The sequence below is a fragment of the Streptomyces sp. ATLC9 genome (genome assembly GCF_057196705.1).
Window position 1 is genome coordinate 23,627 of sequence record NZ_JBXUOY010000001.1, and the last position, 13,535, is coordinate 37,161.

The window sequence follows — 13,535 nt, forward strand, 5'->3', positions numbered from 1 at the left end:
ATGCCCACAGCCGATGTCGGGAAGGCCCCCGACGACACCCGGGCCGACGCCGAGGAGCGGGAGACGGGCGGCCGGATCTCCACGGCCCCCCGCGAGGACCCGGCGGTCGACGTCCCCGTTCCGGGGCCGGTGGGCTGGGCCCGCTGGTTCTGGCGGCAGCTCACCTCGATGCGGATCGCGCTGATCCTGCTCTTCCTGCTCTCGCTCGCCGCCGTCCCCGGTTCGCTGATCCCGCAGAACGGCGCGAACGCCTTCGCCGTGCGGGACTTCAGGGAGCGCAACGGGACGCTGGCGGAGGTCTACGACAGACTCCAGCTCTTCGACGTCTACAGCTCGGTGTGGTTCTCCGCGATCTACATCCTGCTGTTCGTCTCGCTCATCGGCTGCATCCTCCCGCGCAGCCGGCAGTTCGCCGGCCAGCTCCGCTCCCGGCCGCCGCAGGCGCCGCGCCGGCTGACCAGGATGCCCGCCCACACCACCTGGCGCACCGAGGCCGAGCCGGAGCGGGTGCTCCGGGCGGCACGGACGCTGCTGCGGGGGCGCCGCTTCCGCACCTCCCCGGCCGAGGAGCCCGGAGTGCCGGACGGGTCCGGCGGGTCCGGCGGGTCCGGCTCGGGGGACTCGGTCGCGGCCGAGAAGGGTTACCTGCGCGAGGCCGGGAACCTCGTCTTCCACATCTCGCTGATCGTGATGCTGCTCGCCTTCGCGGCCGGGCAGCTGTGGAACTCCGAGGGCGGCAAGCTCATCGTGGAGGGCGACGGGTTCTCCAACACGCTCGTCCACTACGACGACTTCACCTCCGGGTCGCTGTACGACACCGGCGACCTGGACGTCTTCGGCTTCACGCTGGAGGAGTTCCACGCCTCCTTCGAGCGCACCGGCCCGCAGCGCGGCACCGCGCGCACCTTCCGCGCCGACGTCTCGTACTGGGAGGGCGCCGACGGCCCCGAGAAGAAGACCTCCATCGAGGTCAACCACCCGCTGAAGGTCGGCGACTCCAAGGTCTTCCTGGTCGGCCACGGCTACGCGCCGGTCGTCACCGTCACCGACGGGCAGGGGAAGATGGCGTACCGGGGCCCGGTGCCGTTCCTGCCGCAGGAGAGCCTGGGCCTGACCTCCACGGGCGTCATCAAGGTCACCGACTACCGCGACAAGGACGGCGAGAAGGAGCAGCTCGGCTTCCAGGGCATCTTCACGCCCACCTACGGGATCGACGCGGAGCGCGGGCCGCACTCGACCTTCCCCGAGCTGGACTACCCGGTGCTCTCCCTCAACGCCTTCCACGGTGACCTGGGCGTCGACGCGGGACTCCCGCAGAACGTCTACCAGCTCGACACCGACAAGATGGAGCAGTTCGAGGCCGAGGACGGCGACCTGTTCCGGGCCGACCTGCGCCCCGGCGAGTCGGTGGAGCTGCCGGACGGCGCGGGCACGCTGACCTTCGACCGCGTCGAGCAGTGGGCCAGCTTCCAGATCTCCCAGGAGCCCGGGGAGGGCTGGGCGCTGGGCGGGGCCGTCGCAGCCGTGCTCGGCCTGGCCGGCTCGCTGTTCGTCCGGCGCCGCAGGGTGTGGGTCCGCGCCCGGCGCGGCGCGGACGGCGTCACCGTGGTGGAGATGGCCGGGCTGGGCCGCAGCGAGTCCGCGCGGCTCCCCGAGGAACTGGGCGAGCTGGCCTTCGCCCTCCAGGACGACGCGCCGCCCGCGGCGGAACCGGCCGCCGGCCGGGACGCGGGGGGAAGCACAGGGGGGACCGCAGAAGACGTACCGGCTGCCACCGAGGACGCCGGCCCCTCGTCACGAGGAGAGAACGAGTGAACCCAGTGGACATCGCCGTCGCAGCCAACGAGGGTCTCGCCGAGTTCAGCAACCTGCTGATCAAGTCGGCGATGGCCGTGTACGCCCTGGCCTTCGTCGCGCACATCGTGGAGTGGGTGTTCGGCAGCCGCAGCAAGGTGGCCCGCACCGCCGCCGCGCTGACCGCCGACGGTTCCGGAAAGCCCGCGGGCGCCCGGAGCACCGCCGCGGGGAAGGGTGCCGACAAGGTCTCCGTCACCGTGCGCACCTCCGGCGGCGGCACGGAGGTGCTGGAGCGGCCCGCGGTCGTCACCCGCTCCGCCCCGGGCCGCCGGGCCGGTGTGCCGGACGGTCCGGGCGCGCACGGCGGCGACGAGCGGGGCGACCTGTACGGCCGGATCGCCGTCTCGCTCACCGTGCTGGCCTTCCTGCTGCACTTCGGCGCGGTGCTCACCCGCGCCCTGTCGGTCCAGCGCGCCCCCTGGGGCAACATGTACGAGTTCTCGACGGCCTTCTCGATGGTCGCCGTCGGCGCCTACCTGGCCTTCCTGGTGGCGAAGAAGGACATCCGCTGGATCGGGCTGCCGCTGGTGACCACCGTGCTGCTCGACCTGGGCCTGGCCATCGTGGTCTTCTACACCGAGAGCGACCAGCTCGTCCCGGCGCTCGACTCGTACTGGATGTGGATCCACGTCTCGCTGGCCATCGTGTGCGGCGCGCTGTTCTACCTCGGCGCGGTCTCCACGCTGCTGTACCTGTTCCGGGACCGCCACGAGGCCAAGCTGGAGGCCGGCGGCCGGCCGGGCGCCTTCGCCACCTCCGTGCTGGAGCGACTGCCCAGCTCCGCCTCGCTGGACGGCTTCGCCTACCGCGTCAACGCCGCCGTCTTCCCGTTCTGGACCTTCACCATCATCGCGGGCGCCATCTGGGCCGAGAACGCCTGGGGCCGCTACTGGGGCTGGGACCCCAAGGAGACCTGGTCCTTCATCACCTGGGTCGGCTACGCGGCGTACCTGCACGCCCGTGCCACGGCGGGCTGGAAGGGGCGCAAGGCGGCGTACCTGGCGCTGATCGCCTTCCTGTGCTTCCTGTTCAACTACTACGGCGTCAACGTCTTCTTCGACGGCCTGCACTCCTACGGCGGGGTGTGACCGCCCCGACGTGACGCGAGGCGACGCGGGCGCGCTCTCAGGAGGCGGCGGGCGGGGTGGTGTCCTCCGGCCCGCCGTTCTCCCTGTCGGCCTCCCTGCCGGAGCTGTCGGCGCCGCCGGCCTTCCTGCCCCGCTCCTCACCGGACTCCGGCTCCCGCTTCCGTTCCGGCTCCGGCGTCTCGGGGCGCTGCCGTCCGTGCTCATTGATCGACTTCAGGAAGTCGGGGTTGTCGTCCGGCGCGACCCAGCGGCGCTCGGCGGAGCGGGTGGCGCCGTAGGGCGCGTTCCTGCGCGGCCGTCCTGCCAGGAACCAGGCGATGGGCCCGAACAGCACCGAGCCGAAGAGCACGATGATGAAGACCCATGCCAGCTTCGGCAGCTTGCGGACCTCGTCCTCGGGGGTGTTCAGGCAGTCGATGAAGGCGTAGATCCACACTGCCAGGATCAGAACGGTCGGAAGAAGCCTGAGCATTGGGCAACGCCCCCTGGAAGCGTGTAGTGCGGCAGGTGCCGGTCCCTGTGCGGGCCCGTGGTCCGGGATGCCTGGCCGGAGCCGGAGGAGGCCCCGTGACACGCCCAGGGTAATCGGTGTCGGATACTTGCCCGTATGGCATACGACGATCTCCGCTCGCTGCTGCGGGCCCTGGAGCGCGACGGCGACCTGGTACGGATCAAGGCCGAGGTCGATCCCCATCTGGAGGTCGGGGAGATCGTCGACCGGGTCCAGAAGTCCGGCGGTCCGGCGCTGCTCTTCGAGAACGTCAGGGGCTCCGACATGCCGCTGGCGATGAACGTCTTCGGTACCGACCGCCGCACGCTCAAGTCGCTGGGCCTGTCCTCCTACGACGACATCAGCGAGAAGATCGGCGGACTGCTGCGCCCCGAGCTGCCGCAGGGCTTCGTCGGGATGCGCGAGGCGTTCGGCAAGCTCGGCGCGATGGCGCACGTACCGCCGAGGAAGGTGAAGGAGGCTCCCGTCCAGGAGGTGGTCCTCACCGGCGACGACGTCGACCTGGAGAAGCTGCCCGCGCTGTTCACCTGGCCGAAGGACGGCGGCTCCTTCTTCAACCTGGGACTGACCCACACCAAGGACCCCGGGACCGGCATCCGCAACCTGGGCCTGTACCGCCTCCAGCGGCACGACCGGCGCACCATCGGGATGCACTGGCAGATCCACAAGGACAGCCGCAACCACTACCAGACGGCCGCACGGCGCGGCGAGCGACTGCCGGTCGCCATCGCCTTCGGCTGCCCGCCCGCCGTCACCTACGCCTCCACCGCGCCGCTGCCGGGCGACATCGACGAGTACCTGTTCGCCGGGTTCCTCCAGGGCAGGCGGGTGGAGATGGTGGACTGCGAGACGGTGCCGCTCCAGGTCCCCGCCCGCGCCGAGGTGGTGCTGGAGGGGTGGCTGGAGCCGGGCAGGATGCTCCCGGAGGGGCCGTTCGGCGACCACACCGGCTTCTACACGCCGCAGGAGGACTTCCCGGCCCTGACCGTCGACTGCGTGACGATGCGCAGACGGCCGGTCTTCCAGTCCATCGTCGTGGGCCGTCCGCCGACGGAGGACGGGCCGCTGGGCCGGGCGACGGAACGCTTCTTCCTGCCGCTGCTGAAGATCATCGTCCCGGACATCGTGGACTACCACCTCCCCGAGGCGGGCGGCTTCCACAACTGCGCGATCATCTCGATCGACAAGAAGTACCCCAAGCACGCGCAGAAGGTGATGTCCGCCATCTGGGGCGCGCACATGATGTCGCTGACCAAGCTGATCGTGGTGGTCGACTCCGACTGCGACGTCCACGATCTGCACGAGGTCGCCTGGCGCGCCCTGGGCAACACCGACTACGCCCGCGACCTCCTCCTCACCGAGGGGCCGGTGGACCACCTGGACCACGCCTCCTACCAGCAGTTCTGGGGCGGCAAGGCGGGCATCGACGCCACCGCCAAGTGGCCCGAGGAGGGCTACACGCGCGACGGGGGCTGGCCGGACATGGTCCTGTCCGACCCCGACACGGCCGAGAAGGTCGACCGCCGCTGGCGGGAGTACGGGCTGTGAGCGCCGTCACCGAGGGCGTCGCGGGTCCCCGGCCCGCCCGGCCCGCCGGCCGGGTCAGGGCGTTCCTGCGGCTGGTGATGATCGAGCACTCGGTCTTCGCGCTGCCCTTCGCCTACATCGCCTCGCTCACCGCGATGTTCCTGGACGACGGCACGGTCCACTGGCGGGAGCTGCTCCTGGTCACCGTCGCGATGGTGGGGCTGCGGACCTTCGCGATGGCCGCCAACCGGATCATCGACCGGGAGATCGACGCCCGCAATCCGCGCACCGCGGGGCGCGAGCTGGTCACCGGGGCGCTGTCGGTGCGCACCGCGTGGGCCGGGGCGCTGGTCGCGCTCGCCGTCTTCCTGGGAGCCGCCGCGCTGCTGAACCCGCTGTGCCTGATGCTCGCGCCCGTCGCCGTGGTGCCGATGGTGGTCTACCCGTACGGGAAGCGGTTCACCGACTTCCCGCACGCCATACTCGGGCTCGCGCAGGCCATGGGGCCCGTGGGCGCCTGGATCGCGGTCACCGGCGCCTGGTCGTGGGAGGCGCTGGTCCTGGGGCTGGCGGTGGGCGTGTGGATCGGCGGCTTCGACCTGATCTTCGGCTGCCAGGACGTGGCCGCCGACCGGGCCCACGGGGTGCGGTCCGTCCCGGCGCGCTTCGGCATAGCCGCCGCGCTGTACGGGGCCCGCGGCTCCCACGCCGTCACCGCGGCGCTGCTGGCCTGGTACGGGGTGCTGACCGGGGCCGGCGCGCCGTACTGGGCGGGGCTGGTGGTCGTGGTGGCGGCGTTCGTCTACGAGCACTCCATCGTGCGGCCCGGCGACCTGTCCCGGCTGAACCGGGCGTTCTTCACCGTCAACGGCTTCATCGGGATCGCGCTGTTCGGCTGCGCCCTGCTCGATCTGGTGCTGCGCGGCCTGACGGTCTGACGGTGCGGCCCCGGCCGGTCCGGCCGATCAGGTCAGGACTGGTGGTCAGGGTATCCGCCGCCGGACTCGTGAGGCCGGCGCCGACCGGCGGAACCAGAACGCCGCCAGCACCCCGCCGATCAGCCCGAACAGATGCCCCTGCCAGGAGACGCCCTGTGCCGTGGGCAGCACGCCCCACAGGATCGAGCCGTAGAGCAGCACGACCGTGATGCCCACGGTTATGTCGAGTGCGTCCCGGTCGACGAAACCGCGCACCAGCAGATAACCGAAGAGACCGAAGACCACGCCCGAGGCGCCCGCCGTCAGGGAGTTCTCCGGCGCGGTGAGCCAGACACCGAGGCCGCTGACGACGATGATCGTCAGGCAGACGGCCAGGAAGCGGCCTATTCCGCGGACGGCCGCCAGAAAGCCCAGCACCAGCAGCGGCAGGCTGTTGGCCGCCACGTGGTCCCAGCCGAAGTGCAGGAAAGCCGCCGGCACCACGTCGGCCAGCTCGTCCGTCTCGCGCGGCGAGATGCCGTAGGGGTCCAGGGAGTTGCCGGTGGCCACGTCGACGGCCTCCAGCACCCACAGCAGCGCCACCCAGGACGCCATCAGCGCCCCCGCCGACACCGCTCTGGAGGCGCGTGAGGGGCGGGACGCCCCGGCCGTCGGTCCGTACACCATCCGGTCTCTCCCGTTCGATACCGCTGTCGGTCCCGGCATCCCCGGCACCCCGGACACCACTGCCGATGCCGACGCCGGCGGCAGCGCCGCCGTCTTCCGGTCTGCCCGTTCCACCACCGCGTACGTCCTGAGAACGTCACGGAACGTGTCGGTAGTTCCGGCCGGTGCGACTCAGGGCCGGGACGAGCCCAGCTCCCCGTAGAGCACCGCGGCCATCACGTCCTGCGGATCCAGCCACCTGGCTCCCCGCGGGGCCTTCACCGGAACCGCTGAACCGGGCGCGAAGGACATCGTGAGCGGTATCTCCGCCGAACCCCCGGCGCCCGTCCCCCCGGTGAACTGCGCCAGATCCACCGTCATTCCCGACAGGACGCCGCCGCGCAGTGCCAGCTCCGCCGTGACCCGCCGGTCCGGAGCCCGCTCCAGCCAGGAGAACCCGATCCCGTCGAAGCGGTCCTCCAGCGGGGCCAGCGCCTCCGCGAGGCCGTCGGCGACCTCGCGGGCCGGGAGCGTCACCCTGACGCGCTCGGTGCCGTCCGCCCGCCCGGCGTCCCGCAGGACGGCGTGGTCGTCCAGGGCCCGGCGCACCGCGCCGATCACATGGTGCTGGGCCCGGGCGCTCTGCAGGAGGTCCACACTGTTGGCCAGCCGCTGGGCGCGCTCGCCGTACTTGCCGCCCACCGCCCGCGCGAAGTGGTCGAACTCCTCGGGGTCTATCTGCACCCACCGGCCCTCGAGCATGTCCCGGGCGGCGGCCAGGGAGGGCGGCAGGCCGTCCGCCGAGCGGGCCAGTTCGGCCGCCTGCACCACCGTCTCGCGGCTCCGGTCCGTCTCGTGCGCCAGCCGTGCCCAGTCGGCGCGCACGTAGAAGTCGGCGCCGACCGACTTGTAGGCGGCCACGTCCCGGTTGCCGAAGTTCACGGACGCGGCCGTGTCGACCCTGTCCTTCCGGCCGAGGTCCTTCAGCGGCCCGTCCGCGCCGAACACGAACGCCGTCTCCATCCGGGACAGCAGCAGCGCGTCGGTGCGGGAGGCCGCCGGGCCCATGCCCCGCTCGTGGTTGCGCCGCAGGAAGGCGTGTATCTCGTCGGCGGGGGCCTCGACGCGCACGGCGACCGACACCGTCTCCCACTCGCCGAGCCTCTCGACGGACTGGCGGGCCCTGGCCTCGGCGCCGCTCTTCTGGGGAGTCCCACAGGCGGCGGCGACCAGGAGGGCGCAGCCGGCCGCCGCCAGGCACATGCGCCCGGCGCGCGGGCTCCGGGGGGCGCCTGGGGTGCGTGAGGCGAGCGGGAGGCGCTCGGGGTGCGCGACGGGCGTGCGGGGCGTACGGGACATGCGGCGATCCAACTACTTCGGGGGCGGAGACGGCCAGGGCCCGGAGTACCCCGGTCGGCGCGGGAGGGCGGTACGGCGGCCGTTAGGCTCGGTGCCGTGAGGGACAGTGTGCGACGGCCGTGGATCGTCGGTGTATCCGGGGCGTCCGGGACGCCGTACGCCGCGTCGGTGATCCGCGCGCTGCTCGCGGCGGGCGAGGACGTGGACCTGGTGGTCAGCCGGGCCTCCCGGCTGACCCTGCTGGACGAGACCGGCCACCCCTTCCGCGACGCCCACTGGCGCGAGGACCTGCGCCGCTGGCTGGCCCGGGGCGCGGACGGCTCCCCGGGCGCGTACGACGTGGCGGTCCCCGAGTCCGGCTCCCGGACCGGCCCGGAGCCGGGCTCGGCCGGTGACGCGGCCGGCACCGTACGGTACTGGCCCGCCGGCGACCTGGCCGCGGGTCCGTCGTCCGGCTCGTACCCGGCCAGGGGCATGATCGTCGTCCCGGCCTCCACCGCGTCCGTGGCGGGCATCGCCCTGGGGCTCTCCAAGGACCTGCTCCAGCGCACGGCGAGCGTCACGCTCAAGGAGCGCCGCCCGCTGGTCGTCGCCGTGCGCGAGACGCCGCTGAACGGCCAGACGCTCAGGCACCTGGTCACCCTGGACGAGGCCGGGGCCGTGGTGCTGCCGGCCTCGCCCGCGTTCTACGCGGGGGCGGCGCACATCCAGGAACTGGTCGATTTCGTCGCCGGCCGCGCGCTGGACGCACTGGGCGTTCCGCACGATCTCTACCGCCGATGGGAAGGTGAGCTGGGGGGCGCACAGAGGCAGTCGTAGGGCGACGCCCCCGGATGCCTTAGATTCGATTACGGAAAGCTCTTGCGGTATCCGACAGCCGAACAGCCCGTACGACGGCCCGAACGACGGAAGGCACCAGGACGCATGGACGCGGTGGACAGACAGCTCATCCAGGCGCTGCGCGAGAACGGCAGGGCCTCGTACGCGGAGCTGGGCCGGCTCGTCGGCCTCTCCGGCCCCAGTGTGACCGACCGCATCAACCGGCTGGAGGCGGCCGGCGTCATCACCGGATACCGCGCGACCGTCGACGCCCCCTCCCTGGGCCTGGGCGTCACCGCCCTGATCGGCATCCAGCTCTCGGACTCCGTCGACCACGAGGACGTGGTGGAGCGGCTGCGGGACCAGGCGGAGATCGAGGACTGCTGGTTCATCGCCGGGGACGACTCCTTCATGCTCAAGGTGCGCGCCACCGACGTGGACGGCCTGGAGCGGACGATCCGCAGGCTCTCGGGCACCAAGGGCGTCTCGCGGACCCGCACCACCATCGTGCTCTCCACCAAGTGGGAGAACCGGGTCGGCGTACTGCCCACCGAGGAGGAGTGACCGCGTCCGCCGCCCGCCCGCACCCCGGGGCCCCGCCCGGTGCGCGGCGGGGCAGGCGTAGGCTCAGTGAGCCGCCCGCGAAGGACGGCCCCGCAGGACCCGCGACCCCGTACACACCGAACAAGGAGGCGGCGAGGCATGGACGCTGGGCTCAAGCGCGCGCTGGAGGAGAAGGTCCGCGCCGGTGAGCGGCTGAGCCGTGAGGACGGCATCGCCCTGTACGAGTCCGACGACCTGGCCTGGCTGGGCGGCCTCGCCCACGAGGTGCGCACCCGCAAGAACGGTGACGTCGTCCACTTCAACGTCAACCGCCACCTGAACATGACCAACGTGTGCACGGCCTCGTGCGCCTACTGCTCCTTCCAGCGCAAGCCGGGGGAGAAGGACGCGTACACCATGCGCATCGAGGAGGCCGTGCGGCTGGCCAGGGCGATGGAGGGCGACAACCTCACCGAGCTCCACATCGTCAACGGCCTCCACCCCACCCTGCCCTGGCGCTACTACCCGCGCTCGCTGCGGGAGCTGAAGAAGGCCCTGCCGGACGTCTCCCTGAAGGCGTTCACCGCCACCGAGATCCACCACTTCGAGACGATCTCGGGCCTGTCGGCCTCCGAGATCCTCGACGAGCTGATCGACGCCGGACTGGAGTCGCTCACCGGCGGCGGCGCGGAGATCTTCGACTGGGAGGTGCGGCAGCACATCGTCGACCACCGCACCCACTGGGAGGACTGGTCGCGCATCCACCGTCTGGCGCACTCCAAGGGTCTCAAGACGCCCTGCACCATGCTGTACGGGCACATCGAGGAGCCCCGCCACCGCGTCGACCACGTGCTGCGGCTGCGTGAACTGCAGGACGAGACCGGCGGCTTCCAGGTCTTCATCCCGCTGCGCTACCAGCACGACTTCGTGGACATGAAGGACGGCAAGGTCCGCAACCGGCTCCAGGCCCGCACCACCATGGCCACCGGCGCGGAGGCGCTCAGGACGTTCGCGGTCTCGCGGCTGCTGTTCGACAACGTGCCCCACGTGAAGGTGTTCTGGGTGATGCACGGCGTGCAGACGGCCCAGCTCGCCCTCCAGCACGGCGCGGACGACATGGACGGCTCGGTGGTCGAGTACAAGATCACCCATGACGCGGACAACTACGGCACCCCCGACAAGCTCACCCGGGAGGACCTGCTGGAGCTGATCCGCGACGCCGGCTTCCGCCCCATCGAGCGCAACACCCGCTACGAGATCGTCCGCGAGTACGACGGCCCGGACCCGGCGCGGCGCGAGTCGCCGCAGCCGATGCGGCTGTGATCCGGCGTCGGGCGTGACGCGGAACACCGGTGAGAACGGCTCGATGACACTGCGGTACGTACTCGATCCTCCCGTCGACCGGCGGCTGGCCGACGGAATCTGCGACCTGTGGGCGCGGGTGACCAACGCGGGCGGCGCCGTCGGCTTCGCACCGCCGGTGACCGCCCAGGAGGTACGGCCCGAGCTGGCCCGGCACCTGACGGCGATGGCCGGGGGGCGGGCGCGGCTGCTGGCGGCGTACGACGAGGAGGACCGGGTCGCGGGCACCGCCTTCCTGATGCCGAACACACACCGGCTGATGCGACACTGGGTGTGGCTGTACACCGTGATGCTGAGCCCCGACCGCCAGGGCCGGGGTGAGGGCCGGGCCCTGATGGCCGCCGTGGAGGAGGCCGCCCGGGGCATGGACGGCGTCCACGGCATCCGGCTCACCTGCCGGGGCGGGCTCGGGCTGGAGCACTTCTACGGCTCGTGCGGCTACAAGGAGGTCGGACGCGTGCCCGATGCCATCCGCGTCGCGGACGACGACCTCCGGGACGACATCACCATGTGGCTCCGGCTCAGCTGACCCGGCCACGCCGAAAGGATCCACCACCGTGACCAGCACCTCGGAGACCGGCAACACGAACACCGGACCGGACACCGCGTCCGCCGCCGCGCCGGTCCGCAAGCCGCACGCGACGCTCCGCTACACGGCCATGCGGCTGGGCGTCTTCCTCGCCTGCTTCGTGGTCGTCGCGGTGCTCGCCTACGTCGGCGTCCTGCCCGAGGCCATCGGCAAGGCCAACCCGCTGTGGCTGCTGATGCTCGCCATGGTCGTCTCTGCGCCGCTCAGCCTGGTGCTGCTGCGCCGGCAGCGCGACGAGATGTCCGTGCGGATCGCCGAGCGCGTGGACCATGCCAAGCGGAAGCTGGCCGCCAACCAGAGCCAGGAGGACTGAGGGCGGGCTCCTCGCCGCACGTAACCCTCGTCACACTCCCTCACGACGCCCCGCCGGGAATGCCCTTCCCCCCGCGGGGCGTTGTGCGTCGGCGGAAACCGTTCCGCCCAGGCGGCACCCGGGAAGACCCGGGGCCCGGTGTTAGCGTGAGGACCATGACGAGCGCAGCCCGCACCACTCCCCAGGCCAGGAGCACGATGCTCGTGGCCCGGCTGCACGTCGACCTCTGCCGCTGCCTGTCCGCGGCCTGTCGCATCGGCTGAGCCCCGCGCGACCACGGCGGCCGGGTTTCCTCCGGTGCGCTCTTCCCTCTTTCCCGGTTCTCCGGGACCGTCGTGTCCTCGACGCACGCGCAGAACCCGGAGAACCCCCCAGAGAACTCTGTCCCCGTCACATGTCCCACCGGAGTGTGTCCGTGTCCTCCAACACGCCATCCAGCGCGCCCGGCGAGCCCGGTAAGACCGCCGTGTCCACCGAGACCGCCGCGTCCACCGGGCCGAAGCGCCGCACAGGCCTCGCCAGAGTCCCCTTCTGGGCCCAGATCCTCCTCGGACTGGTCCTGGGAGCCCTGCTGGGCTGGGCCGCCCGCAGCGGCGACATCGCCTGGCTCAGCACCGCCCTCGACAGGATCGGCGGCACCTTCGTCCAGCTGCTGAAGCTGGCCGTCGGTCCGCTGGTCTTCTTCGCCATCACCGTCTCGATCACCAACCTGCGGAACGTCTCGGGCGCGGCCCGGCTGGCCGGACGCACCCTGCTGTGGTTCATGGCCACCTCGCTGATCGCCGTCGGGATCGGCCTGACGATCGGTCTGCTGACCAATCCGGGCGAGGGCACCGGACTGTCCCCGAAGGACGGCGCCCGGCCCGAACAGGCCGGTTCCTGGCTGGACTTCCTCACCGGGATCATCCCCACCGACGTGGTCACGCCGTTCACCGAGCTGAACGTCCTGCAGATCGTCTTCATGGCCGCCGTCGCCGGCATCGCCGCGCTGCGGATCGGGGAGAGGGCAGCACCACTGCTCTCCTTCGCCGAGTCGGCCCTCACCCTGCTGCAGAAGGCCCTGTGGTGGGTCATCCGGCTGGCCCCGCTGGGCACCCTCGGCCTGATCGGCCGCGCCATCGACCAGTACGGCTGGGATCTGATCGGCCAGTACGCCACCTTCACCGCCGACGTCTACATCGGCTCCCTGCTGGTGATGTTCGGCGTCTACCCGCTGCTGCTGGCCCTGGCCGCCCGCGTCAGTCCGCTGCAGTTCTTCCGCGGCGCCTGGCCCGCCATCCAGCTGGGCTTCGTCTCCCGCTCCTCGGTCGGCACCATGCCGGTGACCCAGAAGGCCATCGAACGGCTCGGGGTGCCCAGGGAGTACGCCTCCTTCGCCGCGCCGTTCGGGGCCACCACCAAGATGGACGGCTGCGCGGCGGTCTACCCGGCGCTCGCCGCGATCTTCGTCGCGGAGATCTTCGGGATCTCCCTCGGCGTCGCCGACTACGTGCTGATCGCCTTCGTCTCGGTCATCGGATCGGCCGCCACCGCCGGTCTCACCGGCGCCACCGTGATGACCACGCTGACCCTCTCCACCCTCGGCCTGCCGCTGGAGGGCGTGGGTCTGCTGCTGGCGATCGACCCGGTCCTGGACATGATCCGGACGGCCACCAACGTCGCCGGCCAGGCGGTGGTCCCGGTCGTGGTCGCGGCCCGCGAGAGGATCCTCGACCTGGACGCCTTCCGCGGCGCCCGGAGCTTCGACATCGACTCCCTCGACGGCACCGGCGGTGCCGGAGGGACGGGGGACCGCCGGAGCGGTGAGCCGGCCCCCGCCACCGCCTGACCGGGCCCCGCACGGCGCCCACCGGGCCCCGCACGCCTCCCGCACCCGGGCCCCGGGTGCGGGAGGCGTGCGGGGCCCGCGGCGTACCGCGCCGGGGTGGCGCCGCACCCCGGGCCGGGCCCGGGAAAGGCAGGAGCCCCCGCCGGGGCGGGGGCT

At 72.0% G+C, this 13,535-nt stretch carries 13 protein-coding genes; 10 read left to right on the plus strand and 3 right to left on the minus strand.

Annotated features, from left to right (window positions below):
• Positions 1 to 1,815 (plus strand): cytochrome c biogenesis protein ResB, encoded by a 1,815-nt coding sequence (gene resB / locus AC2CJA_RS00110; protein ID WP_484600546.1) that lies wholly within the window; start codon positions 1 to 3, stop codon positions 1,813 to 1,815.
• A gap of 5 nt (positions 1,816 to 1,820) precedes the next feature.
• Positions 1,821 to 2,945: a c-type cytochrome biogenesis protein CcsB gene (gene ccsB / locus AC2CJA_RS00115; protein WP_484600583.1), complete on the plus strand. Its 1,125-nt coding sequence runs from the start codon at positions 1,821 to 1,823 to the stop codon at positions 2,943 to 2,945.
• Positions 2,946 to 2,982: 37 nt separating this feature from the next.
• On the opposite strand, the gene AC2CJA_RS00120 is transcribed toward ccsB, so the two are convergent.
• On the minus strand, positions 2,983 to 3,417 hold the full coding sequence (locus AC2CJA_RS00120) for a PLD nuclease N-terminal domain-containing protein (RefSeq protein ID WP_484600547.1): 435 nt from the start codon (positions 3,415 to 3,417) through the stop codon (positions 2,983 to 2,985).
• Between the two features lie 135 nt (positions 3,418 to 3,552).
• Here AC2CJA_RS00120 and AC2CJA_RS00125 point away from each other — a divergent pair, with 135 nt between their 5' ends.
• Entirely contained in the window at positions 3,553 to 5,004 is a 1,452-nt protein-coding gene (locus AC2CJA_RS00125; protein ID WP_484600548.1) for a menaquinone biosynthesis decarboxylase, read from the plus strand.
• Positions 5,001 to 5,921, plus strand: a complete 921-nt coding sequence (gene mqnP, locus AC2CJA_RS00130; protein ID WP_484600549.1) for a menaquinone biosynthesis prenyltransferase MqnP — start codon at positions 5,001 to 5,003, stop codon at positions 5,919 to 5,921. The genes AC2CJA_RS00125 and mqnP overlap by 4 nt, the downstream gene beginning before the upstream one ends.
• A 45-nt stretch (positions 5,922 to 5,966) precedes the next feature.
• Here the strand turns inward: mqnP and AC2CJA_RS00135 are convergent, their stop codons facing one another.
• Both AC2CJA_RS00135 and AC2CJA_RS00140 read right to left on the minus strand, forming a co-directional pair.
• Positions 5,967 to 6,587, minus strand: coding sequence for a rhomboid family intramembrane serine protease (locus AC2CJA_RS00135; protein ID WP_484600550.1), 621 nt, complete (start codon positions 6,585 to 6,587; stop codon positions 5,967 to 5,969).
• 171 nt (positions 6,588 to 6,758) lie between these two features.
• Positions 6,759 to 7,925: a hypothetical protein gene (locus AC2CJA_RS00140; RefSeq protein ID WP_484600551.1), complete on the minus strand. Its 1,167-nt coding sequence runs from the start codon at positions 7,923 to 7,925 to the stop codon at positions 6,759 to 6,761.
• Positions 7,926 to 8,021: 96 nt separating this feature from the next.
• On the opposite strand from AC2CJA_RS00140, the gene AC2CJA_RS00145 reads away from it, so the two are divergent.
• The 6 genes from AC2CJA_RS00145 to AC2CJA_RS00170 all read left to right on the plus strand — a co-directional run bounded on the left by AC2CJA_RS00145 (position 8,022) and on the right by AC2CJA_RS00170 (position 13,379).
• Positions 8,022 to 8,744, plus strand: a complete 723-nt coding sequence (locus tag AC2CJA_RS00145) for a UbiX family flavin prenyltransferase (protein WP_484600552.1) — start codon at positions 8,022 to 8,024, stop codon at positions 8,742 to 8,744.
• A 105-nt stretch (positions 8,745 to 8,849) separates the two neighbouring features.
• Entirely contained in the window at positions 8,850 to 9,308 is a 459-nt protein-coding gene (locus tag AC2CJA_RS00150) for an Lrp/AsnC family transcriptional regulator (protein WP_093852066.1), read from the plus strand.
• Between the two features lie 138 nt (positions 9,309 to 9,446).
• Positions 9,447 to 10,610, plus strand: a complete 1,164-nt coding sequence (gene mqnE / locus AC2CJA_RS00155; RefSeq protein ID WP_484600553.1) for an aminofutalosine synthase MqnE — start codon at positions 9,447 to 9,449, stop codon at positions 10,608 to 10,610.
• 43 nt (positions 10,611 to 10,653) lie between these two features.
• Entirely contained in the window at positions 10,654 to 11,178 is a 525-nt protein-coding gene (locus AC2CJA_RS00160) for a GNAT family N-acetyltransferase (protein ID WP_484600584.1), read from the plus strand.
• 28 nt (positions 11,179 to 11,206) lie between these two features.
• Complete coding sequence (locus tag AC2CJA_RS00165) at positions 11,207 to 11,551, plus strand: DUF4229 domain-containing protein (RefSeq protein WP_484600554.1); 345 nt, start codon at positions 11,207 to 11,209, stop codon at positions 11,549 to 11,551.
• Between the two features lie 394 nt (positions 11,552 to 11,945).
• Positions 11,946 to 13,379: a dicarboxylate/amino acid:cation symporter gene (locus AC2CJA_RS00170; protein ID WP_484600555.1), complete on the plus strand. Its 1,434-nt coding sequence runs from the start codon at positions 11,946 to 11,948 to the stop codon at positions 13,377 to 13,379.
• Positions 13,380 to 13,535 lie beyond the last annotated feature (156 nt).

Coding starts and splice junctions, on each gene's coding strand:
- AC2CJA_RS00160 (WP_484600584.1), top strand. CDS start 10,654: ATGACACTGCGGTACGTACTCGATCCTCCCGTCGACCGGCGGCTGGCC.
- resB (WP_484600546.1), top strand. CDS start 1: ATGCCCACAGCCGATGTCGGGAAGGCCCCCGACGACACCCGGGCCGAC.
- mqnE (WP_484600553.1), top strand. CDS start 9,447: ATGGACGCTGGGCTCAAGCGCGCGCTGGAGGAGAAGGTCCGCGCCGGT.
- AC2CJA_RS00140 (WP_484600551.1), bottom strand. CDS start 7,925: ATGTCCCGTACGCCCCGCACGCCCGTCGCGCACCCCGAGCGCCTCCCG.
- AC2CJA_RS00120 (WP_484600547.1), bottom strand. CDS start 3,417: ATGCTCAGGCTTCTTCCGACCGTTCTGATCCTGGCAGTGTGGATCTAC.
- AC2CJA_RS00135 (WP_484600550.1), bottom strand. CDS start 6,587: ATGGTGTACGGACCGACGGCCGGGGCGTCCCGCCCCTCACGCGCCTCC.
- AC2CJA_RS00170 (WP_484600555.1), top strand. CDS start 11,946: ATGTCCCACCGGAGTGTGTCCGTGTCCTCCAACACGCCATCCAGCGCG.
- AC2CJA_RS00150 (WP_093852066.1), top strand. CDS start 8,850: ATGGACGCGGTGGACAGACAGCTCATCCAGGCGCTGCGCGAGAACGGC.
- AC2CJA_RS00125 (WP_484600548.1), top strand. CDS start 3,553: ATGGCATACGACGATCTCCGCTCGCTGCTGCGGGCCCTGGAGCGCGAC.